This window comes from Cupriavidus sp. MP-37, from assembly GCF_020618415.1.
Taxonomy (GTDB): domain Bacteria; phylum Pseudomonadota; class Gammaproteobacteria; order Burkholderiales; family Burkholderiaceae; genus Cupriavidus.
Genome location: NZ_CP085344.1, coordinates 3,577,060 through 3,603,410 on the forward strand (window position 1 = coordinate 3,577,060; position 26,351 = coordinate 3,603,410).

Sequence of the window (26,351 nt, forward strand, 5' to 3'; positions counted from 1 at the left end):
AAAAGCGTGGAAAGCGCCCGCAAAACCGGGGGCAGCACCGATGGAGCGCGCCCGCCGCGGGCGCCTATAATACCCTCGCCCCGCCGCTCCCGGCGCGCTCGCCGCTCTCCGGCGGCATCGGCAGTCCCTCCGTCCCGAGCACCGTGTCGCCGCGTTCGTCCCAGCCGTCCCGACCATCCCAGCCGCGCCAGTCCGCCTGCGCTTCGCCCGCCTCGGCACAGCGCCGTCGCCTGCTGGGCGCCGCCCTGCTGGGCGGCGCCGCATGGCCCCTGCATGCCCAGTCCAGGCCGCCGGCACCGCCGCCGGGGTATCCGTCGGGGTACGACGCCACCATTGCCGGCGCGCTGCGCGAAGGCATGGTCACGGTGTACGCGTCGACCGACCTGGAAGTCGCGCGGCCGCTGATTGCCGCGTTCGAGGCGCGCTACCCCGGCATCCGCGTGCACTACCAGGATCTCAATACGGTCGAGCTCAACCAGCGCTTCCTGGCCGAGAGCGCCGCGCTGTCGGGCCGGCCGCCGCCGCCCAACGCGGTCTTTGCCGATGTGCTGTGGAGCACCGCGATGGACCTGCAGATCAAGCTGGTCAACGACGGCCATGCGCAGCGCTACGCCTCGCCCGAGCGTGCCGGCCTGCCGGGCTGGGCGGTGTGGCGCGACGAGGCCTGGGGCACCACCTTCGAGCCCGCGGTGATCGTCTACAACCGCCACCACCTGGCCGGCATGCGCCCGCCGCGCAGCCGCAGCGGGCTGGCGCGGCTGCTGCAGGAGCACGCGCCGCGCTGGCACGGCAAGGTGGTGACGTATGACGTGGAGCGCTCGGGGGTGGGCTACCTGCTGGCGCAGCAGGACGCGCGCATGGGCGCCGAGTTCTGGTACCTGGCGCAGGCGCTGGGCCGGGCCGGGGTGCAGCTGTCGGCGTCGACCGCGGAGATGATCGAGCGCATTGCCAGCGGCGAGCTGGTGATGGGCTACAACCTGCTCGGGTCCTATGCCTTGTCGCTGATGCAGCGCGGCGCGGCGATCGATGTGATTGCCCCGAGCGACTACACGCTGGTGATGTCGCGCGTCGCCTTTATCGCGCGGCGCGCGCCGCGGCCGAATGCGGCGCGGCTGTGGCTGGACTACCTGCTGTCGCGCGAGGGCCAGGCGCTGCTGGCCAAGTCGACTTCGCAGCTCTATACCATCCGCACCGATACCGACAGCGTGCACACCGCCGCGGCGCTGTCGGAGCGGCTCGGCTACGCGCTCAAGCCGATCAGCGTCGGCCCGGGGCTACTGGCGGCGCAGGACGCGATGCGCAAGCGCGCGTTCCTGGCGCGCTGGCGCGAAGCCATGCGCGGCTAGCGTTGCCGCCCGGGCTCAGGGAACCAGGTCGGGAGTATCGAGATTGCCGTTCTGCGCGCCGGCGCAGGCCTGCCGGCACAGCGTGGACAGCTCCTGGTCCAGCTCGGCCATCGGGCGCGGCACGTAGCCGTGGCGCAGCGCCGGAGAGAACTTCAGGGTATCGATGAAGGCGTCGGACAGGCGCTCGGCATTGGCGTCGAGGTTGAAGTCCTGCGGCGAGAACAGCCAGTGCGCCAGCACCCCGCCAACCGCGGCATGGAAGGCGTTGACGGCCAGGTCCAGGTCCAGGTCGGCGGGCAGCTGACCGCGCTCCACCGCCAGGCGCAGGTGTTCGCGCATCTTGACCAGGCCGTCCTGGTGCGACTGGCGCTGGCGCTCGAAGATGGCGCCGTTGTCCTGCACCATTTCGCACTTGTGGAAGATGATCTCGAAGACCCGGCGCCAGCGCGGGTTGATCACGGTCTGGCGCATCACATAGGCGCAGATGTCGCGGATGCCGCCGAGCGGGTCTTCCTGGCGCGCCAGCCGCTCCGGCTCGATCAGCGCTTCTACCGGCAGATGGACGCGGTCGCACATGGCGGCGAACACGTCGCTCTTGTTCTTGAAGTGCCAGTAGATGGCGCCGCGGGTGACCCCCGCCGCCTCGGCAATATCGGCCAGCGACGGGCGTGCCACGCCGCGGGCGTGGAACACGGCCTCGGCCGCGTCGAGTATCCGGTGGCGCGTTTCAAGCGCCTCTTCCTTGGTGCGTCTGACCATGATTGTCTCTGGTACCGGCGGCATGGCGCGATCTGCGCGCATGGCCGGCCTGGTTGTTCTCTCCCGGATGCGGCTGCCATGGCAGCCGCACATGCCGGCGGCGTGGGCCCGCGGCGGGTCGTTGTCATCACATGATGGGCATTGCCAAGCTTGCGAGCCGACACGACGGCGCGCATCCTAACCCGAGCCGGCGGTTCGCGCCCTGATCCCGGGTGGATTGCACGTATTTCGTACCGATCCGATCGATGGAGCGGCATGGTTTTGCGTCTTGCCGTGCCTTTTTGCGCAGGTTGTGCGTCGAAAGGCCCTTTCGCAACATCAACTTAACATACATGCTTGAATGTATATATAATATGCGCTTGCCCGGCATTCGGCCAGCCGCCCTCTGTGACCTACCCAGCACGGCGGGCGCCCCTGCCGCAGGCCAGCCGGTCAATTTATCCAGTCGTTACATAAAAGCCACCGTTCGTCGCAATCGTCACCGCGACGCCGCGATTTGTGGCTAGCATCACGCTTTTGCCCGCCGCAAAGCCTTGCGGCGCGCCATGTCGTACTCGTTTGTCCGATGACAGCCCGGGGCGGCACGGCGAATCTCAAATTGCCATCATGGGGTTATCGATGAGGAAGTCCCAACGTATCAGTTGCGTTGCAGCCTATGCACTAGCGGCCCTGTCGGCCGTGGCGCTGTCCGCCTGCGGCGACAAGAAGGCCGAGGGCGCTGCCCCGCCGCCGCCGGAAGTGGGCGTGGTCACCGTGACGCCGTCGCCGGTCGCCGTGGTCAATGAACTGCCGGGCCGCCTGGAAGGCGTGCGCACGGCCGAAGTGCGGGCGCGCGTCGAAGGCATCGTGCTGTCGCGCAACTACACCGAAGGCGGCGAAGTGAAGGCCGGCCAGGTCATGTTCCGCATCGACCCCGCGCCCTACCAGGCCGAGCTGGCGTCGGCCCAGGCCGCGCTGCAGCGCGCCGAAGCCAACGCCGTGTCGGCGCGCCTGAAGGCCGACCGCTACAAGCCGCTGGTGGCGGTCAACGCGGTCAGCAAGCAGGAGTACGACGACGCCGTCGCCGCCGCCGGCCAGGCCAACGCCGACGTGGCCTCGGCCAAGGCCGCGGTGCGCACCGCCCAGATCAACCTGGGCTACACCACCGTGACCGCGCCGATCAGCGGCCGCGCCGGCCGTGCGCTGGTGACCGAAGGCGCGCTGGTGGGCAAGGGCGAGGCGACCAAGCTGGCGCTGGTGGAGCAGGTCGACCCGATGTGGGTCACCTTCACCCAGCCCGCCTCCGAAGTCACGCGCCTGCGCCGCGCCATCGAGTCCGGCGCGGTCAAGGGGCTGAACGGCGGCGCCAAGGTGCATCTGTTCGTCGAGGACGGGCGCGAGTATGCGCAGACCGGCAAGCTGCTGTTCTCCGACATGACCGTCGACCCGACCACCGGCGCGATCACGCTGCGCGCGCAGTTCCCCAACCCGAACCGCGAACTGCTGTCGGGCACCTTCGTGCGCGTGAAGATCGAGCAGGGCGTCGATGAAAACGCCCTGACCGTGCCGCAGCGCGCGCTGATCCGCGGCGCCCAGGGCGCCAGCGTGATGGTGGTGGGTGCCGACGGCAACGTCGCGGCGGTGCCGGTCAAGGCGCCGCAGGCGATCGGTGACCGCTGGATCGTGACCGAAGGCCTGAAGGGCGGCGAGAAGGTGATCGTCGAGGGCCTGCAGAAGGTCAAGGTGGGCGCGCCGGCCAAGGCCGTGCCGTTCGTGCAGGCGGGTGCCTCGGCACCGGCCGCGACCCCGGCTGCGGCTTCCGCCGCTCCCGCCTCGGCGCCCAAGGCCGAAGCGAAGCAGGAAGGGAAGGCCGAGGGCAAGCAAGGCTGAACACCGCCGGGCCGCGGCGGCTGATGCCGGCCGCCGCGGCACACAGGGCTAGACAAAGAGGGAGCCAGTCTTATGGCCAAGTTTTTTATCGACCGGCCGGTGTTCGCGTGGGTGCTCGCGCTGATCATCGTGCTGGGCGGCATATTGTCGATCCTGCAGTTGCCGATCGCGCAATATCCGAACATCGCCCCGCCGACGATCTCGGTCACCGCCACCTATCCGGGTGCGTCGGCCAAGACGCTGGAGGATTCCGTCACTTCGGTGATCGAGCAGGAGCTTAACGGCGCCCCCAACCTGCTCTACTACAGCTCGACCAGCGAGTCGTCCGGCCTGGCCAGCATCACCATCGCCTTTGCGCCGGGCTCGAACGTCGACCTGAACTCGGTCGAGGTGCAGAACCGCCTCAAGCGCGTGGAAGCGCGCCTGCCGGCGGAAGTGCGCCAGCAGGGCGTGCGCGTCGACAAGGCCGGGAACAACTACATGATGTTCCTCACCGTGTCGTCCAAGTCCGGCACGGCCAGCGCGATCCAGCTCGGCAACTACGTCTCGGCGCAGGTGATCGACTCGATCCGCCGCGTGCCCGGCGTGGGCCAGGCCGACCTGTTCGGCACCGAGTACGCCATGCGGATCTGGCTGGACCCGGCCAAGCTGACCGGCTTCAACCTGACCCCGACCGACGTCACCGCCGCGGTGGGCGAGCAGAACATCCAGGTCGCCGTGGGCGAGCTGGGCGGCACGCCGTCGCCCAAGGGCACCGAGCTCAACGCCACCGTCACCACCGAAAGCCGCCTGACCACGCCGGAGCAGTTCGGCAACATCCTGCTGCGCACCAACCCGGACGGGTCGTCGGTGCGCATCAAGGACGTCGGCCGCGTGGAACTGGGCGGGGCCGACTACTCGACCCAGGCCCGCACCAACGGCAAGCCGTCGGCGGCCATCGCCATCAAGCTGGCCCCGACCGGCAACGCGCTCGCCACCGCCACCGCGGTGCGCGCCAAGATGGAAGAGCTGGCCAAGAACTTCCCGGCGGACTACGAGTACTCGGTGCCGTACGACACCTCGGCCTTCGTCAAGATCTCGATCGAGGAAGTGATCAAGACCCTGCTCGAAGCCGTGGTGCTGGTGTTCCTGGTGATGTACCTGTTCCTGCAGAACTTCCGCGCCACCATCATCCCGACGCTGGTGGTGCCTATCGCGCTGCTGGGTACGTTCGGCGCGCTGCTGGCGTTCGGCTTCTCGATCAACGTGCTGACCATGTTCGGCATGGTGCTGGCCATCGGTATCCTGGTGGACGATGCCATCGTGGTGGTCGAGAACGTCGAACGCATCATGAGCGAGGAAGGACTGTCGCCACGCGAAGCCACGCGCAAGGCCATGGGCCAGATCACCGGCGCCATCGTCGGCATCACGCTGGTGCTGACCGCGGTGTTCATCCCGATGGCGTTCTTCTCGGGCTCGGTGGGCAACATCTACCGCCAGTTCTCGCTGTCGCTGATCGCCTCGATGGCGTTCTCGGCGCTGCTGGCGCTGACGCTGACCCCGGCGCTGTGCGCGACGCTGCTCAAGCCGGTCGAGGCTGGCCATCACCACGAGAAGAAGGGCTTCTTCGGCTGGTTCAACCGCACCTTCGCCACGGCGTCGACCGGCTACCAGGGCGTGGTCGCGCGCATCCTCAAGCGCACCGGCCGCTACCTGATCATCTACGCGGTCATCATCGCCGGCGTGGTGGTGCTGTTCCAGCGCCTGCCGTCGTCGTTCCTGCCCGACGAAGACCAGGGCTACATGATCACCGTGGTGCAGCTGCCCAACGGCGCCACCCAGGACCGTACCATCGGCGTGCTCAAGCAGATCGAGGACTACTACCTGCAGAAGGAAAGCAAGGTGGTGGACCAGATGATCACGGTGGCGGGCTTCTCGTTCTTCGGCCGCGGCCAGAACGGCGGTATCGCGTTCGTGCGCCTGAAGGACTGGAAGGAACGCACCGGCGAGGGCGAGACCGCGCAGGACCTGGTCGGCCGTGCCTTCGGCGCGCTGTCGTTCATCAAGGACGCGATCATCTTCCCGCTGAATCCGCCGGCGATTTCCGAACTGGGCAACTCCTCGGGCTTTGACTTCCGCCTGCAGGACCGCACCGGCCAGGGCCACGCCAAGCTGATGGAAGCGCGCAACATGATGCTCGGCATGGCCGCGCAGAGCCCGGTGCTGATGGGCGTGCGCCCGGAAGGCCAGGAAGACGCGCCGCAGCTGCAGATCGACATCGACCGCGAGAAGGCCAAGGCGCTCGGCGTGAGCGTGGCGAGCATCAACTCGACGCTGTCGATCGCGTTCGGCTCCAACTACGTCAACGACTTCATCTATGAAGGCCGGGTGCGCAAGGTGATCGTGCAGGCCGAGGGCGCCGACCGCCGCCTGCCGGACGACCTGACCAAGCTGCGCGTGCGCAACAGCAACGGCGACATGGTGGCGTTCGCGGCGTTCGCGACCTCCAAGTGGGTGATGGGCTCGCCGCGCCTGGAGCGCTACAACGGCATGCCGGCGGTCAAGCTGGCGGGCCAGGCCGCGCCGGGCCGCAGTACCGGCGAAGCCATGCGCGTGATGGAGGAGAACTTCGCCAAGCTGCCGCCGGGCTTCGGCTTCGAGTGGTCCGGACAGTCGTACGAAGAACGCCTGGCCGGCTCGCAGGAACCGATCCTGTACACGCTGTCGCTGATCATCGTGTTCCTGTGCCTGGCCGCGCTGTATGAGAGCTGGTCGATCCCGTTCTCGGTGCTGCTGGTGGTGCCGCTGGGCGTGCTCGGTGCGCTGCTGGGTGTGACGCTGCGCGGCATGCCCAACGACGTGTACTTCAAGGTGGGCCTGATCGCCACCATCGGCCTGTCGGCGAAGAACGCCATCCTGATCGTGGAATTCGCCAAGGACCTGCAGGCGCAGGGCAAGGGCCTGATCGAAGCCACGCTGGAAGCGGTGCACCTGCGCTTCCGCCCGATCCTGATGACGTCGATGGCGTTCATCCTGGGCGTGCTGCCGCTGGCGATCGCCACCGGCGCGGGCTCGGGCAGCCAGCGCGCCATCGGTACCGGCGTGATGGGCGGAATGATCACGGCCACGGTGCTGGCGATCTTCCTGGTGCCGGTGTTCTTCGTGGTGGTGCGCAAGCGCTTCAAGGGCAGTGCCCGCCAGCGCATGCTGGACCAGAAGTGGCACGACCCCCAAGAGGAAATCTGAACATGACCAAGACTCTGACCACACTGCTGCTGGTGGCCGGCGTTCTGACGGGGTGCACGCTGGCGCCCCACTATGACCGCCCTGCCCCGCCGGTGGCAGACAGCTTCCCGACGGCGCCCGAAGGCTATGCCACCGCCGAGGTGAAGAGCGGCGAAACCCGCCGCGCCGCCGACATCGGCTGGCGCGAGTTCTTCCGCGACCCGCGCCTGCAGGCGCTGATCGCGACCTCGCTGGAAAACAACCGCGACCTGCGCACCGCGGCGCTGCGCATCGAGGAAGCGCGCGCGCTGTACCAGGTGCAGCGCGCCGACCTGCTGCCCACGGTCAACGCCAACGCCGGCTACACCCGCGCCCGCACCTCGGCCGCGCAGGCGGCCACGGCGCTGGGCCAGCCCGGCGTGACCGAGATCTACGAAGCGGGCCTGGGGATCTCGTCGTACGAGCTCGATTTCTTCGGGCGCGTGCGCAGCCTGTCCAATGCCGCGCTGGCGCAGTACTTCGCCACCGAAGAGGCGCGTCGCTCGGCGCAGATCTCGCTGGTGTCGGAAGTGGCCAAGGCCTACCTGGCCGAACGTTCCTACGCCGAGCAGTACGAGATTGCCCGCGACACGCTGAAGGCGCGCGAAAGCACCTATGGCCTGGCCAGGCAGCGTTTCGAGGCGGGCGCCACCTCGGCACTGGACCTGCGCGACAACGAGTCGCTGGTGGCCCAGGCCCGCGTCGCCGCGGCGCAGTTGGCGCGCCAGCGCGCGCAGGCGCACAACGCGCTCGAGGTGCTGGTGGGCAAGCCCATCGGCACCATCGAGAACCTGCCCGAGCCGATGCGCCTGTCGGACGAGCGCATCATCAGCGATATCCCGCCGGGGCTGCCGTCGGACCTGCTCGAGCAGCGTCCCGATATCCGCCAGGCCGAGCAGCTGCTGCTGTCGGCCAACGCCAATATCGGCGCGGCGCGCGCGGCGTTCTTCCCGCGCATCACGCTGACCGCCAGCGGCGGCACCATCAGCCCGACGTTCTCGGGGCTGTTCGATGCCGGCACACGCGCGTGGTCGTTCGCGCCGCAGCTGGTGCTGCCGATCTTCGACTTTGGCCGCAATATTTCCAACCTGGACCTGGCCAACGTGCGCAAGAACATCCAGGTCGCCAACTACGAGAAGACCATCCAGACGGCCTTCGCGGAAGTGGCCGACGCGCTGGTGGCGCGCGGCACGCTGGAAGACCAGGTGTCCGGACAGGAAGCGGTGCGCAACGCCGAAGCCGCGCGCTACGAGCTGGCGCGGCTGCGCTTCCGCAGCGGCGTGTCGAGCTACCTGGATGAGCTCGATGCACAGCGCCAGCTGTTCACCGCGGAGCAGGCGCTGGTGCAGGCGCGGCAACTGCGGCTGAACAATGCGATCGATCTGTACCGGTCGCTGGGCGGCGGGTTGCAGGAGAGCAGTGCGGTGGCGCAGCAGGGTACGGCGGCCGGGCAAGGAACGGTGACGCAGTAACGCGGCATCGCTTGCCGAGGGTTTGCTCCCCTCTCCCGCTTGCGGGAGAGGGAGTACACCCGCAGCGGTTTATGCGACTGAAGCCAGTGGTCTCGCCACTGGTTTTTTTTCGTCCTCAGAACTTGTACGAAGCCGCCAAAAAGAACACCAGCGGATTCGGCTCCAGCTTCGTCTTCGAAGTCGACAGCACCGTGCCGTTGGCCGCCTTGATCGTCATCGTCGACGTCGTCTTGAGCGGAATGTAGGTCACCGCCGCCGTCAGCCCCCAGTGTTCGTCGAAGTTATAGGTGCCGCCGATATTGAACACCGGTGCCCACGACGACGACGCATCGGCGCTGACCGAAGTCGGTCCCGGAATGCCCGCGCCCGCCGCCAGGATGGCGCCGAGGTTGTTGTTGACCGAGCTGGCGAAGGCCGGATTGACTTCGATGTTGGTAAAGAAGTTGTACGAGACCCCGAGCCCCAGGAACGGCCGGAAGCGCGTGCCCGGCTCCAGGAAGTGGTACTGCACCATCGCCGCCGGGCTCCACTGGCGCGCCTTGGTAATGATCGGGTTCAGCGACGGGTCGCCCAGGCTCTGGCGGCCGAGCGCGCCGGCCGGTCCGGGCGGGATCAGTTCGCCGTGGCCATAGAGCTTGAACTCGGGCGGGATGCCGCCCACCGCGGTGATGGCGATATGGTCTGTGACGAAGTGGCTGAAGGTCAGCCCCAGCGTATTGGCGTTGGACGAAGAGATGCTGCTGCCCGGCGCGGTGAAGCTGGACGGCAGCCCGAGCGGATAGTTGATCGGCACGTCCAGCAGCGAGGTGGTGAGCGGGTCGCTCTGGCCGTGGGTCCGGATATGGAACCAGCCGGCCGAGACCACGTTGTCGCCCTTCTTCTGGGCGTGGGCAGGCAGGGCGATGCTGGCCAGCGCGGCCAGCACCAGCGCAAGCGTCAGGTGCAAGGTCTTCATGTTGTGTCCCCGGGCAGTGAAGTCACTGGTGATGCATCGATGGAAGCGCCGGGGCTGCGATGGCCCCGGGCCTGGGCCGGCTTATTGCACGAACGCGCCGACGGTGAAGTACGGGCCGTTGTCGCGCTGCTCGAGGAAGCCGAACACGCCGCCGGTGAACATCAGCTTGCCGGTCGGCGCCGAGCCCGCCGGTGCCTCGCGGCGCGAGGTGCGGACCACGCCCGGCACCTGCTGCGAGAAGTCGAGCCGGTACGGGATCGCCAGCGACGCATCGGACGGCCGGAACGGATCCATCATGGTCGCGGCGGCGCCGACCAGCGCGGTCACGCGGTAGTTGAAGTTGCTGTCGACGCCGACGTATTCGCCATTGACCGTGCCCTCGGTGACCGCCACCGCGGGCGCCATCATGCCGATGCCGATCTCGTCGTCGGCGCCCAGCGGCCCGTTGGCGAGCGAGTCGTTGGCATAGCCCACGCGGATCATGATCGGCACCAGCTGGCCGCGCAGCTTGCCGACGATCAGGTAGGCCTTGCCGAGCGTGCTGCCCAGCGTGGGCGGCTGGCTCTCGGCCTTGTAGTTGGTCGACAGCAGTGCGCCGCTGGGCTGCGGCACGAAGTTGTTGCCCTTGCGCTCGCAGCTGTTGGTAGCGTTGTCGCAGACCGTGAACGAGCCGTCGGCGGCGAGCGCCATGCGGTAGTCCTGCGCCACCAGCTGGAACTGCTTGGACGGCACCTCGTGGAAGCCCAAGCCGTGGTATTGCCCGGCGATCTTCGACAGGTCGGTCTCAGTCTGCGCGAAGCCGATGAACTGGAAGTACGGGAAGGTGGTATCGGGCACCGCGCCGGCGCCGAGCACGCCGTTGAACTGGATCCGCGCACCCGGGATGGTGCCGCCCGCGACGCCTTCGCCGACGAACAGCTTGGCCGGACGGTTGGGATCGAGGCTGGCGCCGCTCAGCTCGAACGCGCACTGGTTCAGCTTCTCGGTGGGCAGGCCGGTCTCGGCCTTGAGCGTGCCGCGCATCACGTTGAGGCCGTTGGTGGGGTCGCTGCGCGTGGGCTGGACGGTGCCGGTCTGGCGCGGCACCGACGAATCGAGGAAGGTCACCTGCCAGGTCTTCTGGGTGGTGTCGATCTGCACCTTGACCAGTTCGCCGGAGCCGGTGCCGCCGGTGAAGGTGGTGTTGTAGTCCAGCGTGGCCGGGCATAGGCGCGTCTGCGCGGCCGTCGGCGTGGCCGGGGCGTCGTCGCCGCCGCCGCCACCGCCGCAGGCGGCAAGCATGGCGGTGGCGGCCACGGCCAGCGCGCGCGCCGGCACGGTCGATGGGCGCGGCAGGATCGTTCGATTGGGCTGCATGATTTTGTCTCCTTTATGTTTTTGTCAGCGCTGCAATCAGGGGGCCGCCAGCACGCCGACGCGGAAGGTCGGGTTCGCGCCGCCGGTGCCCGACAGGTGGCTGAACACGCGGCCGCTGGCGATCAGCGCGCCGGTGGTGCCGCTGTTGTCAGTGGTGGTGACCATGCCCGCTGCGGTCTGCGTGAAGTCGAGCTGGAAGCCGCCGGTCTGGTTCATCGTCATCGGGTCGAGCAGGTCGACGCGCGCGCCCTTGACCAGCGACGCCGTGTAGGCAAAGTCGCTGCCCGAGCCGATATAGCCGCCATCGAGCTGGCCGCTGGCGACGGTGGTGGCCGGCGCCATCAGTGCCAGCCCCGATTCATCGTCGACATTGACCGTCAGCGGCAGCAGCGAGATCTGCGCATAGCCGGTGCGCACCAGCAGCGGCACCAGCGCGCCGTTGAGCTTGCCCACCACCATCAGGCCCTTGGCGCGGCTGGCGTTGTTGGCGGTGATGGCCTGGCTCTGGAACGACGGATAACGCCGGCTGCCGTCGGCATTGCTGCTCTCGAACGCGCCGTCGGCGCTGCGCAGCTTCCAGTTGTTGCCGGTGCTGAGGCAGCTGCCGGCCGCGGCGGTGCAGCTGCCGTCGGCGTGCAGCGTCTCGGTGGTCTGCGCGGTGGCGGGCGTGAAGTGGCTCGACGCGGTCAGCGCGCCGCCGGACGGCACCTGGTGGTAGCCCAGCAGGTTGTAGGTGCCGGCCACCCTGGTGAAGTCGGTCTCGGTTTGCGCAAACGCCAGCACCGGATAGAACGGGAACGTGGTGGCCGGGATCGCACCGAGGCCGAGCACGCCCCCATAGGAGATGGTGGCGCCGGGGATGCCGCCGCCGGCAACGCCGTTGCCGAGGAAGATCACCGGCGGCCTGGCGCTGTCGATGGTCGCCTGCGAGACGCCGTCCGATGCCGTGGCGGTCTGCAGTGCCACCGCGCAGCGGTTCTGCTCGGCGGTGGGCAGCGAGGTCAGGTTGGCGAAGGTGCCGGTGAAGGTCACGCCGGCGCGCGTCGGGCTGACGCTGCCGGGCTGCTTCGGCACGGGGGATTCGATGATCTCGAGCTGGTACGTGCGCGCCGCGGTATCGAAGCGCAGCTTGACGAGCTCGCCCGCGCCGGAGCCGCCGGTAAAGGTGGTGCCGTAGTCCAGTGCCGCCGGGCACAGCGATCCGGGCGGGCCGCCGATGGTGACCGGCCCCTGCGCCGGGCACGTGCCGGTGTCCGCGCATTGCGGCGGCGCCTGCGTGCCGGCGCGCGGCGCGTCGTCATCGCCGCCGCCCCCGCCGCCGCAGCCGGCCAGCGCCGCAGTAATACTCACCCCTGTCACTGCCAAAGTCCTGCGAAAAAGCCTCGACATGGTCATTGCCTGTCTCCTGTTTTTCCTGCGACCCCTGTTGCCGGATCGGTCGTCCGGCTCTGCGTCCGGATCCTGCGGTGTGCGCGACTGTCGCCGCGCGCGTGTTCTGGCGTCAATAGAGCGCCCGTTCCAAACGGGCGCGGCACATGCACGCGTCAGAAGCGATACTCGGGATTGGCCGGGTCGAACACCGCGGCCTCGAAGGTCTTGCGCACCAGCTTGTCGAACACGATCTTCTCGACCATGTTGCCGTCGGCATCCCACGCGGTTTCCACGCGGATATACGGATGCTTAAGGTCCAGCATCAGCTGCACCCGCTTGGCGTAGTACTGCGGCGCGCCGGCCGGCAGGTCCCAGGTCAGCGCCACCATGCGCACGCCCTGCTCCTGCACGATCTCGGCCTTGCCGTATTTTTCCGACAGGCCGGCGGCGCGCAGCGATTTCGCGTCGCGCTCGAGCATCGACAGCACGTACTGGAAGCCCAGGTCGCGCACGGTGTGGTTGGACTGCGAACGCGCCAGCGAACCATCGAGCGCGATCCACATCGAGGTGAAGCCCAGCACGCCGCCCAGGTGGCCGTACATCTCGTCCTTGCGGCGGGTCTCGTCATAGAGGATTTCCTGGCCCGCCTGCGCGCCGCCAGGCAGCCATTTGGCATAGAGCTGGCGCGGCGCGTGCCGGTAGCGGATCTGCATCTTCGCGGGCTGTTCCTGCCACTGGCCGTTGAGCCGTTCCTGGCGCGACATCCAGTATTCGTATTCGGGATAGCGGTTCATCTCGGCGCGTGCCCATTTCAGCAGCGCATCGGGCTGCAGCGCCTGGAACACGGCCAGCACCTGTGCATCGGACAGGCGCGCGAGCTCGCCGCTGGCGACCTGGCGCGAGAACAGCGCGGCCTGCTGCGCCGAGGGCAGGCCGTCATAGGCCGTGCCTGTCGCGGCGGCGGCGCTGGCAGGCTGGGCCATGGCCACGGGCGGATACGCCAGCGGCGCGGCCAGCAGGCCGATCACGGCGGCCGCGGCGGCCGCGGCGACGGCAAGGTGGCGCGGTTTGATCGATGACTTGATTGATGCTCGGATTGACACGGCAGCTTCCTCCTCAAGACAGGCAGAGCGGAACAGGGTCACCGCAGCGCCCGCAGCAATGCGCCGGGCGCACGGGGTCCACGGGGCCGCGGCGCGGCCTCGCTGGGTGGATCGACGGTTCAGGTTGCGCGAGTGCTGCGGCGCCGTGCCGGCGGTAACCGGCGGCGGCGCGCGCCGCTAGGTCCGGGTGCGCATTCGCATCCAGTCATCCAGCGGGTTGCTGGGAAAGCTCACGGTGTGCTCGCGCGCGCGCACCGGCACGCTGGTCACGGCGGCACGCTTGGTGCCCGCATTGCGCACGATGCGGGCGCTGGTGCGGGCCTTGCCGAGGGCGGCGGCGGCATGGCTGGCCGCGTCGCCCATGCTGGCCGCGATCGCGGCCACGCTGGCATCCGGGTCATCGGCGGGACGGCTGTCGCGCTGCCCGCTGTGCTGTGGTTCCTCACCCAGCTCGAACACCGACTGCAGCGCCGCGAGCTGCTCCGCACCGGGCTGCGCCACGTTCAGCACGGCCTCGACCATCGCGGTGAGCTGGGCCAGCACGTGCGCATCGCTCATCTGCCGGCCCTGCGTGAAGGCGGGCAGCAGGCTGGCCAGTTCCTCGCCGGCGAGCACGCCGGCCAGCGCCTTGAGCGCGAACTGCAGGCGCCAGCCCAGCTCCTGCCGCGGCAGCGCCGGGATGGCGCGCGCGAAGGCATCGAAGAAGCGGCCGTACACCGGCGCGTAGTGCTCCAGCAGGTATTGCTGGATAAAGGGCGAGGTATCCGAATACACGCGTCCCAGCAGCCGCAGGAACGACGGCCCGCCCACCGCCGGGTCGCGCGCCATCTGCAGCGCGGGCACGAACAGCGCGCCCATCACGTGCTCGCAGCGGATGGCGTGGCCGGGCCAGCGCGCCTCGCACGCATCGAGCAGCGCCAGGCGCCGCGCGTTGAGCGGGTCCAGGCGCCGGCTCAGCACGGCGTGCATCATGATGTCCTTGCTGCGGAAGTGGTAGTTCACGGCGGCCAGGTTGACGATGGCGCGCGACGTGACCTGCCTGAGCGAGGTGGCTTCGTAGCCGACCTCGGTGAACAGCTTTTCCGTGGCGTCGAGAATCCGGGCCTTGGTGTCTCCTGCCGAGCTTTTGCCGGTCTTCATGGGGGCGCTTCTCTCTTCTGTACCGCGATAAACCCCTTTGCAATTGGCTGCGCTGTCCGCTCCCTGCTCTGACGGCATACGGATGCTTGAAACAGCTGTACGAAGCCTATCCACGGCTTCGGGCGTTTCACAAGACCTGAATTGGAATGGACATTCTAAAAGCGCCGGTTGTGTGGGGAATCGCACCACATTGTCCGCGGCGCCATGCAGCGGGCAGGCTTGCCGCATGGCTGGGCAGCCAGACAACCGGGGCTTGCCGGGCTCGTACAAATCCATCATGACGTGAGGTTTCGCGCCAGCGCATCGGCGTTCTGCGCGGTGAGCGCGAACACCGACAATTGCGGATTCGCGCCCACGCTGGTCGGGAACACCGAGCCGTCGAACACCGACAGGTTGGCCAGCTGGTGATGGCGGCCGCGGCTGTCGACCACGCCGCCGCGCGGGTCGTCGCTCATGCCGCAGCCGCCCATCAGGTGCGCGGTAAACAGCGCGGTGCGGAACGGCTTGAGCGGCAGTTGCGCGATGGCGTCGCGCGCTTCGGGCCAGCTGCGGTATTCGGCGGCATCCAGGTGCGCGGGCCGCACGTGCTCGGCGCCGGCGGCGAACTGCGCCTGCGCCATGCTCAGCCACGCGCGCCGCACGCCGTCCCAGGCGTACTCGTTCATCTCGTAGTCCAGCAGCGGGCTGCCGTCGGAGGCCAGGCGCACGCGGCCACCCGGGCTGTCCGGCACGAAGCCGTCGCGCAGCAGCGCCAGCATGGCGTTGGTGTTGGGCAGCTGCGCCATATCGCGGCGCAGCGCCTCGCCCACGCCGTTGACCACGCCCGCGCTGATGCCGGGGAACATCGGCGGCACCTCCAGCTTGTAGCCCATCGGCCCGGTCGCGCCGTCCTTCCATTGGAAATGGTCGGAGGCAATCGACTGTGGCGCTCCATAATACGGATCAATGCGCTCCGGCATCTTGGCGATGCTGATATTCACCGGATGGATAAAGGTGCGCAGTCCCAGCCGCTGGTGCGGGTCCGGCACGCGCGAGTGCAGCAGCAATGCCGGCGTGTTGATGGCGCCGCCGGCGGCGACTACGTGCCGGGCGCGCACGACCACGCTGATGCCGGTGGGCGTATATCCATCGGCGCCGAGCGCTTCGCCGGTGACCGAGCGCACGCGCTTGCCGTCGTGGTCGAGCGTGCGCACGCGCACGCGGTGCACCAGCGTGGCGCCGCTGGCCAGCGCCGCGGGAATGGTCGACACCAGCATCGACTGCTTGGCGTTGACCGGGCAGCCGAAGCCGCAATAGCCCGAATTCCAGCAGCCCTTCACATTGCGCGGGATCACGTGCCATTCCCAGCCGAGCGTCTCGCAGCCGCGCCGGAGCACATCGTTGTTGGGATTGGGCGCCATCGCCCACGGGGCGATGCCCAGGCGCGCTTCCACCTTGTCGAACCATGGCGCCATCTCGGCCTCGCCGTGGCCGGTGACGGCATGGTGCTTGGCCCAGTGCGCCAGCGTCTGCGGCGGCGTGCGGAAGCTCGACGACCAGTTGACCGTGGTGCTGCCGCCGACCGCGCGGCCCTGCAGGATGGCGATGGCGCCGTCGGCGGTGGTGCGCGCCGCGGCCTCCTGGTACAGCTCGCGGTAGGCGCGGTTCTCGTCCATGTCGCGGAAGCTGTCGGAGGTGCGCAGCGCGCCTTCTTCCAGCAGCACCACGCGCAGGCCGGCGCGGCTGAGGGCTTCGGCGCTGATGCCGCCGCCGGCGCCGCTGCCGACGATGACGACGTCGGCATCGAGCGTGCGCGGGGCGGTAAGTGTGCTGGCGTCCAGCACGTTCCAGCCGGCGGCGATGCCGGCGTCGTAGAGATTGTCGATGGCCATGTCGGGTTCAGGCGTGCAGCGCCCGGTAGACGGCCGCGTTGGGGCCGGGATAGCCGCAGCCGGCCCAGGCGGCCGGCAGCGCGTAGTAGCCCACGCTGGCAAGCTTGACCAGCACCACCGCGCCGGCATTGAGCGTGGCCAGGCGGCTGGCGCGCCAGCGCGCCAGGAAGGCCTGCACCTGCGCCGGCGTGGCGGCGCTCCAATCCTGGCGGATGCCGGTCAGCGCCCAGCGCAGCGGCGTGCTGGCGAGCAGGCCGAACAGCTTGCGCAGCTCGGCCTGCGCGCCCACGCCCATGGCGGCGCAGGTGGCGTCGATATTGCGCAGCGCGTCGTGCGCCAGCGCGGCCTGGCGTGGCGGCGGGGCTTCGGCCAGTTCGGTGATGATGGCCGGCAGCAGCGCGCGGAACAGCGCCACGTCGTCCGGGCGCAGGAACGACATGCCGGCGTGCGGGGCGGGATCGGCGGACGAGCAGCCGGCCAGCGACGGCACCAGCGCGGTACACGCCAGTGCGGCCGAGAAGCCAAGGCCCACCTTGAGGAAGCCGCGCCGCGTCAGCGCGTGCAGCGCATCGGCATCGGCCACCGCATGGCGGTGATGAGGGTTGGGGCGCATCGGGTCTCCTTGCGTCAGTCTCTTGTCTTTGCTCTGCGGTGCGGGCGGGCAGGCCCGCATTGACGCTGTCCGGAGTTTGGATAAAGATCGGTGCCCGGTCTTGATCCCGCATGACAGGTGATTTGATGCCACGCGCCACTCCGCCCGATGGCGGTGCCAGTGCCGGTGGTACGCAGGCCGGCACCGCATCCGGCACCACATCGGGCACCGTCTCGCTCGCCTACCTTCGCGCCGTGCTCGACCACGGCGAGCGCCAGGGCATCGCCCCGGCCGCGCAGCTGCGCGCCGTCGGCGTGCCGCCGGCGGTGCTGGACGCGGGCGCGCAGGCGCAGACCGCCACGCGCATTCCCGGCGCGGCCTACGTCGCGCTGCTGGACTGGCTGGCGCAAGCCACCGGCGATGCCGATGTCGGCCTGCGCGCCGGCGCCGCCTTCGCGCCGCGCCACTATGCCGAGATGGGCTACGTGGTGCTCACCACGCCCACCGTGCGCGACGCCATCGTGCAGGGCATCCGCTATGAAGTGCTGGCCAACGACATCGGTGCCACCCGCCTGATCGAAACGCCGCAGTCGGCGTGCATGACGTGGGAGGCGCGGCATGGCGCGCTGTCGCGCCATGCGCACGAGCTGCATATGGCCACATGGGTGGTGTTCGCGCGCTGGCTGATCGGCAGCCAGCATGTGGCGACGCAGGTCGAATTCCCGCACGCCGCCCCCGCCGACACCCGTTTGCATGCCGAGGTGTTCGGCTGCCCCGTGGTCTTCAATGCCGGGCGCCATGCCATGCATGTCGAACGCGCCCTGCTGGACCTGCCGTCGCTCCAGGCCGATGCCGGCATGCAGGCGCAGATGACACGCATCGCCGACTCGCAGCTGCAGCAGATCGTGCCCGCGGGCGCCGACGCGCTGGCGCAGGCGCGCGCCTGCATCCGCGCGCGGCTGCCGCAGGGCGAGGTGCCGATCGCCGACGTCGCCGCGCACCTGGGCCTGCCGGTGCGCACGCTGCAGCGGCGGCTGCAGGCGCAAGGGATCAGTTATTCACAGCTCGTGGATAACGTGCGGCAGGCGCTGGCCCGGCAGTATCTGGCCGAACCCGGCCTGAGCCTGGCGCAATGCGCGATGCGGCTCGGCTATTCCGAACAGAGCGCCTTCACCCACGCGTTCAAGCGCTGGACCGGTGAAACGCCGCATGGCTGGCGCAAGGGCCGGACTTCCTAGCGCCCTTTTGTTGCGGACACGCCTTCGTCATCGGCGAAGCCCCGAAAAAATCCTGCGGTTTCAAACGCACGTGGCAATCCCCGTGGCAAGGGACGATGCAGCCGCCCGGCACTGTTTTATGTGCGCCAGACGTCGCTGGAAAACACGAAAAATTAGAACCATTCTTCCATTCACGGCATTGACCACCCACGCCGCGCTTCCTACGATGACATCCATCAATGTCACAATAAACACTGTCGTAAAGGTGAGGAGCGCGCATGAATGCACCCGCGGAGTTGCCGCCGGCGTTGTCGCCGCAGTGGCCACCACAGGCACCCCCTGCCCCTGAGCACACCGACATCGCCATCATCGGCAGCGGCTTTGCCGGCCTGGGCATGGCGATCCGGCTGCGCGAGCGCGGCGAGCACGATTTCCTGGTGTTCGAGAAAGCCGGCTCGGTCGGCGGCACCTGGCGCGACAACCATTACCCCGGCTGCGCCTGCGATGTGCAGTCGCACCTGTATTCCTTTTCCTTCGCGCCCAATCCGGACTGGTCGCGCATGTTCTCGACCCAGCCGGAAATCCGCGCCTACCTGGAGGACTGCACCGACCGCTTCGGGCTGCGCCCGCACCTGCGGCTGCACCATGAGCTGCGCCACGCCGCCTGGGACGAGTCCGCGCAGTTGTGGCGATTGCAGATGGCCGACGGCAAGGTGGTGCGGGCGCGCGTGCTGGTGTCGGGCATGGGCGGGCTGAGCCGGCCTTCGTATCCCGACATCCCGGGGCTGGACACGTTCGAGGGCGAATGCTTCCACTCGCAGCACTGGAACCATGCCTATGCGCTGCGCGGCAAGCGCGTCGCGGTGATCGGCACCGGCGCCAGCGCGATCCAGTTCGTGCCGCAGATCGCCCCCCAGGTGGCGCAGCTGGACCTGTACCAGCGCACGCCGCCGTGGATCATGCCCAAGCCCGACCGCGAGGTCAGCGCCGCCGAGCGCTGGCTGTTCCGCCGCCTGCCGTTCACGCAGACGCTGGTGCGCACCGGCATTTACTGGATGCTGGAGTCGCGCGTGCTGGGCTTCGTGCTGCATCCCAAGGTCATGAAGGTGGTCGAGCGCGTCGCGCGCCGCCACCTGGCGCGGCAGGTACGCGACCCCGCGCTGCGCGCGGCGCTGACCCCGGACTACACCATCGGCTGCAAGCGCGTGCTGATCTCCAACGACTACTACCCGGCGCTCACGCGCGACAACGTCGACGTGGTCACCACCGGCATCGAACGCGTCGAGCGCGACGCGGTGGTGCTGCGCGACGGCACGCGCCGGCCGGCGGACTGCATCATCCTCGGCACCGGCTTCCACGCCACCGACCCGCTGCCGCGCGGCGTGATCGCCGGCATCGGCGGCGTCGACCTGGTCGATGCGTGGCGCGACGGCGCGCAGGCTTACCTGGGCACGACGGTGTCGGGGTTTCCCAACCTGTTCTTCGTGGTCGGGCCCAACACCGGCCTGGGCCACAGCTCGATGGTGTTCATGATCGAGTCGCAGGTGGCCTATATCGCCGATGCGCTGCGCCAGATGCGCCGCGACGGCGTGCAGGCGGTGGACGTGCGCGAGCCGGTGCAGCGCCGCTTCAACGAACGGCTGCAGGCGCGGCTGGGCCATGCGATCTGGTCCGCCGGCGGCTGCGCCAGCTGGTACCTCGACCCGCGCAGCGGCCGCAACACCACGCTGTGGCCGGGCTTCACCTGGCAGTTCCGCCGCGCCACGGCCAGCTTCCGCATGACCGACTACGACCTGTACCCGGTGCGGCGCGCCGTGCCGGACGAGGGCGCGCGGCAGCCGTCGGCGGACATCGCCAGCGCCGCGGGTGCATGACGCACGCGCCTTTCCCCTGCCTACACCCAGAACAACGACACACACCGGAAGGAGACCGGAGATGAAGGACTTCCGCAACAAGGTTGCCGCGATCACCGGCGCCGGCTCGGGCATCGGCCGCGCGCTGGCGCTGGCGCTGGCGCGCGAGGGCTGCCAGCTGGCGCTGTCGGACCGCAACGAGGCCGGGCTGGCGCAGACCGTGGCGCAGGCCATGGGCGCGGCGCCGCATGCCCGCATCACCCAGCACACGGTCGACGTGGCCGACCGCGCTGCGGTCTATGCGTGGGCCGCGGCCGCCGCCGACGCGCACGGCCGCATCAACCTGATCTTCAACAACGCCGGCGTGGCGCTGTCCAGCACGGTCGAGGGCATGAGCTACGACGACCTGGAATGGATCATCGGCATCAACTTCTGGGGCGTGGTGTATGGCACCAAGGCTTTCCTGCCGTACCTGAAGGCCAGCGGCGACGGCCACGTGGTCAATACCTCGAGCATCTTCGGCATCTTCGCCCAGCCCGGCATGGGCGCCTACAACGCCAGCAAGTACGCGGTGCGCGGCTTTACCGAATCGCTGCGGCAGGAGCTGGACCTGATGGACTGCGGCGTGTCGGCCACCACCGTGCATCCCGGCGGCATCAAGACCAATATCGCGCAGGCCAGCCGGGTCTCGGCCAGCGTCAACGGCTTCCTGGTGCGCGATGCCCAGCACGGCAAGGACGAGTTCGAGAAGTTCTTCATCACCTCGCCCGACAAGGCCGCGCGCGTGATCCTGGAGGGCGTGCGGCGCAACCGCCGGCGCGTGCTGATCGGGCCCGACGCCTACGCCGCCGACGCCATGGCGCGGCTGCTGCCCGCCGCCTACCAGTCGCTGGTGGTGCGCGAGACGCGCCGCAAGCGCGATCTCGGCAACGTGGTGGCGCCTGCTTCGGTAAGTCAGGGAGAGCGTCCGTGAACCGCCTCGCGATCGAAGCGGACGCCGCGCTGCTGGCGCCGCCGGGGATGCTGACGCGCTGGTTCGGGCAGGGCCGCGTGGGCCTGTTCAGCCTGTCGCGCGCGACGCTGGCGCAGCGCCACGCGCTGCCGGCGTCGCGCTGGGTGCGCGTGCTGGATGCGATGGTCCACTACACCGACGAAGGCCCCGCCGACGGCGAGACCCTGGTGCTGATCCACGGCTTCGGCGCGTCGCTGCATACCTGGCAGGGCATCGTGCCGGCGCTGGCGCAACGCTATCGCGTGCTGCGGCTGGACCTGGCCCCGTTCGGGCTGACCGGGCCGCTGCGCGATGCGCGCGGGCGCATCGAGACCATGGACGTGCACCGCTACCGCGATTTCATCGATGCCTTCCTGGCCGCGCTGGACGTGCGCCGCGCCAGCGTCATCGGCAATTCGCTGGGCGGGCTGATCGCATGGGACCTCGCGGTGCGCCGGCCGGCTGCGGTCGACAAGCTGGTGCTGATTGATGCCGCCGGCTTCCCGATGAAGCTGCCGGTCTATATCGACCTGTTCCGCCATGCGCCGGTGCGCTGGTCGGCGCCGTGGCTGCTGCCCGAATTCATCATCCGCGCCGCCACGCGCGACGTCTACGGCGATGCCTCGCGCGTGCCCGAAGCCACCTTCCGCCGCTACGTGGATTTCTTCTATGCCGAGGGCAGCCGCGAGGCCGTCGGCAAGATGGTGCCGAAGCTCGACTTTGCCCAGCTCGACACCCACCTGCTCGGCAGCGTGCGCGCGCCCACGCTGGTGCTGTGGGGCGAGCGCGACCGCTGGATCCCGCCCGCGCACGCGCAGGCCTTCGCCGAGCGCATTCCCGGCGCGCAGCTGCGCCGCTATGCGGGGCTGGGCCATGTGCCGATGGAAGAAGACCCGCAACGCGTGGCCGCAGACCTGCTGTCTTTTTTTGCCAACTGAGGAGACCGCCATGATGCCAGTCCGCCGCGACGTGCATCCCCACCTGCCGCCGGAGCGCATCTGCGACTGGCACGAACGGGGCCGTCACGTCACCCATTTCCTCAACACGCTGTCGCTCTTCTTCCCGGCCGGCGAGCGCTTCTTCATGGACAGCGTGCGTAACTACCGCGACCAGGTGAAGGACCCCGAGCTGAGCCGCGCCATCGCCGGCTTTATCGGCCAGGAGGCGATGCACACGCGCGAGCACATCCTCTACAACCGGCTGATGGAAGACGCCGGCCTGCCCGCCGCGGCGCTGGACCGCACGGTATGGAGACTGCTCGACCTGCTGCGCAAGATCCTGCCCAAGTCCTGGCAGCTGGCGCATACCATCGCGCTGGAGCACTACACGGCGATGCTGGCCGACGGCGTGCTGAAAGACGTGCGCCACCTGGGCGCGGACTCGCAGACCGGCTACCGGCAGGTGTGGACCTGGCACGCGCTGGAGGAAACCGAGCACAAGGCGGTAGCCTACGACGTGTGGAACACCGTGATGAAGCCCGGCCCCTACCGCTACTTCGTGCGCACCTTCACCATGCTGACCACCACGGTGACGTTCTGGGCCATGGTGTTCGTGTTCCATATCGCGCTGGTGATGGGCGACAAGGGCTGCCGCAACAAGCTGAGCGGGTTCGGCACCGCGCTGCGCTTCCTGTGGGCGTCGCCCGGCGCGCTGCCGCGCATGATTCCGGAGTGGCTCAGCTACTTCCGCCCCGGCTTCCATCCGTGGGACGATGACAACCGCGCCGAGCTGGCCCGCATCGAGCCGCTGGTCCGCGAGATCGAAGACACCGCGCGCGCCGCCGGCGTCTCCACCCGGGCGCCTTCGCTGCGGGGGACGGCATGACCATCTGGCAATGCCAAATCTGTGGCTTCGTCTATGAAGAAGCGCTCGGCATGCCCGAGCACGGCATCGCGCCCGGCACACCGTGGGGCGCGGTCCCGCCGGAATGGAGCTGCCCGGACTGCGGCATGGCGAAAGCGGATTTCGACATGGTTGCGTTATAGGCGGTGAGGTTGGCGAGAGCCGAGGGACTTAGCGAACCGCCGGCGTAACTCCCCTCTCCCGCTTGCGGGAGAGGGGTGGGGGTGAGGGCCAGTGGATCCACGAAGTCCAGGCCTGCGGTATGCCAGCGCCCGCCCTCACCCCCTGCCCCTCTCCCGCAAGCGGGAGAGGGGAGCCAACCGGCGCGAGATCATGACTTCCCGCCGCCCCCACCCTCCTCATCATGCAAATGCTCGATGATCGCCGCCACCCGGTCGCCCAGGTACTTGTTGGCCGAGATTTCCAGCGCCCGCATCATCTCGGTCTCGGCCATCACCAGCGCCAGCGGGCGGATGCGCCACAGGATGTCGACCAGCCGCGGCACGTCCTGTGGCGGCGGCAGCTTGCCTTCGCCGAAGCGGTCCAGCTCGCGCACCACGGTGGCGACGATCTGGTCTGAAACCGCCTGGAAATGCGCGCGCGACTGCGCGATGATCTCCAGCACGTCTTCCAGCGCAAAGCCCGCGTGGGCGATTTCGGCGCCCGCGGCCAGCGCGCGCGGGCTGCGCGCCAGGTAGCCCAGCCCGTCCGGTTCCAGCAGGCCCAATGAGATCGCCTTGGCCAGCGCCGGGCGCGAGATCGCCCGGCCGAACAGCCGCGCCAGCGCCAGGTAGGAATAGTGGCGCGGGGTCTCGTTGGTCCACGGGCTGCTGATCGCCGTCTCCAGCCCCAGGATCGAGCGCAGGTCGTGCCCTTCGACGATGGCCTTGAGCAGCTCGGTGATATTGGCCAGCGTGTAGCCGCGCGCCAGCAGGTGGTGGATCAGCTTGAGCCGCCCCAGGTGCGCCTGCGTGTAGATGCCCACGCGTCCGCGCCGCTGCGGCGGGTCGATCAGGCCGCGGTCCTGGTACGAGCGCACGTTGCGCACCGTGGTGCCGGCCACGCGCGCCAGTTCGTCGATGGTGTATTCCGGGGCGGGTGGCGGTCCGGAGGCGGCGGAGGCCGGGCGGGTCGGGGACGAGGGTTGGCGGCGCCGGGTCAGTGTCATGCCAAAAATTCTAACCGAGGAACGCGGCAGGCAAAGTGGCGGCGGGTTTTGCCGATAATGCAGGCATTGCCCCCACCGCGACCGTCCGCTTCCATGCATATCCGCTGGCTCGAAGACTTCGTCTGCCTGGCCCAGGCCGGCAGCCTCGCGCGCGCCGCCGAACTGCGCAACGTGACCCCGCCCGCCTTTGGCCGGCGCATGCAGGCGCTGGAAGTCTGGGCCGGCGCGCCGCTGATCGACCGCAGCGCCTTCCCGGTGCGGCTGACCGCCGAGGGGCGCCAGTTCCTGGAAGCCGCGCAGAGCGCGCTGCGCACGCTCGACGACACGCGCCTGGCGCTGCGCGCCGCGCACCGCGCCGACGCCAGTACCGTCACCATCGCCACCGGCAAGACGCTGGCGCGCTCGATGGTGCCGGCCTGGCTGGCGGGGCTGCGCGAGGCGCTGCGCCATGACCCCGCCGCGGCCGGCTTCCGCACCCGCCTGTCGACCTTCCCGATGCACGACGCGCTGGCGATGTTCGCCGAGGGCGATGCCGATTTCCTGCTGTGCTACAGCCCGCCCGACCTGCCGGTGATGCTGGACGACGCGCGCTACCAGTTCCACCTGGCCGGCGTGGAGCGGCTGGTATGCGTCAGCGCCGCCGACGCGCGCGGCGCGCCGCTGCACCGGCTCGGTACGGGAAAGGCCACGGGCAAGACCGCGGCCAGGCCGGTGCCGATGATCGCCTATGCCGAGACCCTGACGCTGGGCCGCATGGTCAACCAGGAAATCGCGCGCCGCAAGCTGGCGCCGCGGCTCGACGTGATCGCGGTCAGCGACTTTGCCGAGTCGGTGCACGAGATGGTGCGCCAGCGCATGGGCCTGGCCTGGCTGCCGGCGCGGCTGATCGCCGATGACCTGCGCGACGGCCGCCTGGTACGCGCCATCGCCGCGCCGCGCAGCGATGACGGCGGCGATTTGGCGCTCGACATCCGCCTGTACCGTCCGCGCGCGCCGATGCGGCCGCTGGCCGAGGCCTTCTGGCAGGCGGCGGTGCAGGCGCCGCGCTGAGGCGCGCCGGCGACCCCTTGCCGAATCGGCAACCGCGGTTGCCAAAGCCGCACGGCGGGTCCGGTGCCGCGCTTCTACCATCGCTCCACAACTATGATTCCGGGACCTGGAGCCAAGACCATGAAGACCACCCTGCGCGCGGCCGCTGCCGCACTTTGCCTTGCCGCGTCCGCCGGCGCCGTTTCCCATGCCGGCGCCGCCACGGCCGCCTGGCCCACCAAGCCGATCACGCTGGTGGTGGGCTACACTGCCGGCGGCAGCGTCGACCTGGTGGCCCGCACTATCGCGCCTGAGCTGGGCAAGCGCCTGGGCCAGAGCGTGGTGATCGAAAACCTGGGTGGTGCCGGCGGCACCATCGGCGCGGCCAAGGTGGTCAAGGCCGAAGCCGATGGCTATACCTTGCTGATGGGCTCGGGCAGCGAGGTGTCGATCGCGCGCCTGACCAACCCGGCGGTGCGCTATGACGGCGAGAAGGACCTGGCGCCGGTGACCTTTGTCGGCACCCAGCCGATGGTGCTGGTCGGCAAGCCCGGCCTGCCGGCGAAGAACGCGGCGGAACTGATCACGCTGGCCAAGGCCCAGCCCGGCAAGCTGTCGTATGCCTCGTCAGGCGTCGGCACGCCGCTGAACCTGGCGGGCGAGCTGATCAAGCAGCAGGGCAAGGTCGAGATCACGCACGTGCCATACAAGGGCGCGTCGGCCATGGCCACCGACCTGCTCGGCGGACAGATCGACCTGGCGGTGATGGTGCTGTCGTCGGCGCTGCCGCATATCCAGGCCAACCGCGTGCAGGCCTACGGCGTGACCGGCGCCAAACGCTCGCCGGTGGCGCCCAACGTGCCCGCGCTCGCCGAGACGCCCGCGCTCAAGGGCGTGGACATGGGCGTGTGGTTCGGCCTGATGGGCCCGGCCAGCTTGCCCAAGCCGGTGGTCGAGCGCCTGAACACCGAGATGCAGGCCGTGCTGGCCATGCCGGACGTGAAGAAAAAGCTGGCCGAGGCCGGCGTGGAAGTGGCGCCCGCCAATCCGGCGCAGTTCGGCAGCTTTATCAAGCGCGAGACCGGGCGCTATCGCACGATTGTGCAGACGGCGGGGATTCAGCAGTAAGTACGTGGGCGATATCGCCATTGCATGCGCTCACCCTCACCCCATC

Annotated in this window: 21 protein-coding genes; 12 read left to right on the forward strand and 9 right to left on the reverse strand. The window is 69.2% G+C overall.

Annotated elements, in window-relative coordinates; all coding sequences use genetic code 11:
• Positions 1-143: 143 nt before the first annotated feature.
• The gene (locus LIN44_RS16460) at positions 144-1,346 is read left to right on the forward strand and encodes an ABC transporter substrate-binding protein (RefSeq protein WP_370641587.1); all 1,203 of its coding nucleotides are present in this window, start codon (positions 144-146) and stop codon (positions 1,344-1,346) included.
• A 15-nt stretch (positions 1,347-1,361) separates the two neighbouring features.
• On the opposite strand, the gene LIN44_RS16465 is transcribed toward LIN44_RS16460, so the two are convergent.
• Entirely contained in the window at positions 1,362-2,105 is a 744-nt protein-coding gene (locus LIN44_RS16465) for a TetR family transcriptional regulator (protein WP_227312977.1), read from the reverse strand.
• 618 nt (positions 2,106-2,723) lie between these two features.
• Here LIN44_RS16465 and LIN44_RS16470 point away from each other — a divergent pair.
• The 3 genes from LIN44_RS16470 to LIN44_RS16480 all read left to right on the forward strand — a co-directional run bounded on the left by LIN44_RS16470 (position 2,724) and on the right by LIN44_RS16480 (position 8,689).
• Positions 2,724-3,974 (forward strand): efflux RND transporter periplasmic adaptor subunit, encoded by a 1,251-nt coding sequence (locus LIN44_RS16470; RefSeq protein ID WP_227312978.1) that lies wholly within the window; start codon positions 2,724-2,726, stop codon positions 3,972-3,974.
• Positions 3,975-4,046: 72 nt separating this feature from the next.
• Entirely contained in the window at positions 4,047-7,199 is a 3,153-nt protein-coding gene (locus tag LIN44_RS16475; protein WP_227312979.1) for an efflux RND transporter permease subunit, read from the forward strand.
• A gap of 2 nt (positions 7,200-7,201) precedes the next feature.
• Positions 7,202-8,689 carry an efflux transporter outer membrane subunit gene (locus tag LIN44_RS16480; protein WP_227312980.1) on the forward strand — a complete coding sequence of 496 codons (1,488 nt, stop codon included), beginning with the start codon at positions 7,202-7,204 and terminating at the stop codon, positions 8,687-8,689.
• 115 nt (positions 8,690-8,804) lie between these two features.
• Here LIN44_RS16480 and LIN44_RS16485 read toward each other — a convergent pair whose 3' ends face one another.
• The 7 genes from LIN44_RS16485 to LIN44_RS16515 form a co-directional block, all read right to left on the reverse strand.
• Positions 8,805-9,644, reverse strand: coding sequence for an OmpW family protein (locus tag LIN44_RS16485; RefSeq protein WP_227312981.1), 840 nt, complete (start codon positions 9,642-9,644; stop codon positions 8,805-8,807).
• Positions 9,645-9,725: 81 nt separating this feature from the next.
• Positions 9,726-11,000, reverse strand: a complete 1,275-nt coding sequence (locus tag LIN44_RS16490) for a DUF2957 domain-containing protein (protein ID WP_227312982.1) — start codon at positions 10,998-11,000, stop codon at positions 9,726-9,728.
• Positions 11,001-11,036: 36 nt separating this feature from the next.
• Entirely contained in the window at positions 11,037-12,395 is a 1,359-nt protein-coding gene (locus tag LIN44_RS16495) for a DUF2957 domain-containing protein (protein ID WP_227312983.1), read from the reverse strand.
• Between the two features lie 149 nt (positions 12,396-12,544).
• Positions 12,545-13,474: a DUF1571 domain-containing protein gene (locus LIN44_RS16500; protein WP_227312984.1), complete on the reverse strand. Its 930-nt coding sequence runs from the start codon at positions 13,472-13,474 to the stop codon at positions 12,545-12,547.
• Between the two features lie 177 nt (positions 13,475-13,651).
• Positions 13,652-14,614 carry a TetR/AcrR family transcriptional regulator gene (locus LIN44_RS16505; protein ID WP_227312985.1) on the reverse strand — a complete coding sequence of 321 codons (963 nt, stop codon included), beginning with the start codon at positions 14,612-14,614 and terminating at the stop codon, positions 13,652-13,654.
• A 275-nt stretch (positions 14,615-14,889) separates the two neighbouring features.
• Positions 14,890-16,485 (reverse strand): GMC family oxidoreductase, encoded by a 1,596-nt coding sequence (locus LIN44_RS16510; protein WP_227312986.1) that lies wholly within the window; start codon positions 16,483-16,485, stop codon positions 14,890-14,892.
• Between the two features lie 7 nt (positions 16,486-16,492).
• Positions 16,493-17,098, reverse strand: a complete 606-nt coding sequence (locus tag LIN44_RS16515) for a hypothetical protein (RefSeq protein WP_227312987.1) — start codon at positions 17,096-17,098, stop codon at positions 16,493-16,495.
• A 125-nt stretch (positions 17,099-17,223) separates the two neighbouring features.
• Here LIN44_RS16515 and LIN44_RS16520 point away from each other — a divergent pair, with 125 nt between their 5' ends.
• The 6 genes from LIN44_RS16520 (at position 17,224) to LIN44_RS16545 (ending at position 23,123) form a co-directional block, all read left to right on the forward strand.
• Positions 17,224-18,315 (forward strand): AraC family transcriptional regulator, encoded by a 1,092-nt coding sequence (locus tag LIN44_RS16520; RefSeq protein ID WP_227312988.1) that lies wholly within the window; start codon positions 17,224-17,226, stop codon positions 18,313-18,315.
• Positions 18,316-18,572: 257 nt separating this feature from the next.
• On the forward strand, positions 18,573-20,168 hold the full coding sequence (locus tag LIN44_RS16525) for an NAD(P)/FAD-dependent oxidoreductase (protein WP_227312989.1): 1,596 nt from the start codon (positions 18,573-18,575) through the stop codon (positions 20,166-20,168).
• Positions 20,169-20,229: 61 nt separating this feature from the next.
• Positions 20,230-21,120: an SDR family oxidoreductase gene (locus LIN44_RS16530; RefSeq protein ID WP_227312990.1), complete on the forward strand. Its 891-nt coding sequence runs from the start codon at positions 20,230-20,232 to the stop codon at positions 21,118-21,120.
• Positions 21,117-22,076 carry an alpha/beta fold hydrolase gene (locus tag LIN44_RS16535; RefSeq protein WP_227312991.1) on the forward strand — a complete coding sequence of 320 codons (960 nt, stop codon included), beginning with the start codon at positions 21,117-21,119 and terminating at the stop codon, positions 22,074-22,076. The genes LIN44_RS16530 and LIN44_RS16535 overlap by 4 nt, the downstream gene beginning before the upstream one ends.
• A 10-nt stretch (positions 22,077-22,086) precedes the next feature.
• Complete coding sequence (locus tag LIN44_RS16540; protein ID WP_227312992.1) at positions 22,087-22,962, forward strand: metal-dependent hydrolase; 876 nt, start codon at positions 22,087-22,089, stop codon at positions 22,960-22,962.
• Positions 22,959-23,123 (forward strand): rubredoxin, encoded by a 165-nt coding sequence (locus tag LIN44_RS16545; RefSeq protein ID WP_092315400.1) that lies wholly within the window; start codon positions 22,959-22,961, stop codon positions 23,121-23,123. The genes LIN44_RS16540 and LIN44_RS16545 overlap by 4 nt, the downstream gene beginning before the upstream one ends.
• 188 nt (positions 23,124-23,311) lie before the next feature.
• Here LIN44_RS16545 and LIN44_RS16550 read toward each other — a convergent pair whose 3' ends face one another.
• A complete protein-coding gene (locus LIN44_RS16550) occupies positions 23,312-24,148 on the reverse strand; it encodes a MerR family transcriptional regulator (RefSeq protein WP_227312993.1) in 837 nt (278 codons plus the stop codon).
• Between the two features lie 93 nt (positions 24,149-24,241).
• On the opposite strand from LIN44_RS16550, the gene LIN44_RS16555 reads away from it, so the two are divergent.
• Positions 24,242-25,198 (forward strand): LysR family transcriptional regulator, encoded by a 957-nt coding sequence (locus LIN44_RS16555; RefSeq protein ID WP_227312994.1) that lies wholly within the window; start codon positions 24,242-24,244, stop codon positions 25,196-25,198.
• Positions 25,199-25,318: 120 nt separating this feature from the next.
• Positions 25,319-26,305: a tripartite tricarboxylate transporter substrate binding protein gene (locus LIN44_RS16560; protein ID WP_227312995.1), complete on the forward strand. Its 987-nt coding sequence runs from the start codon at positions 25,319-25,321 to the stop codon at positions 26,303-26,305.
• Positions 26,306-26,351: the final 46 nt, after the last annotated feature.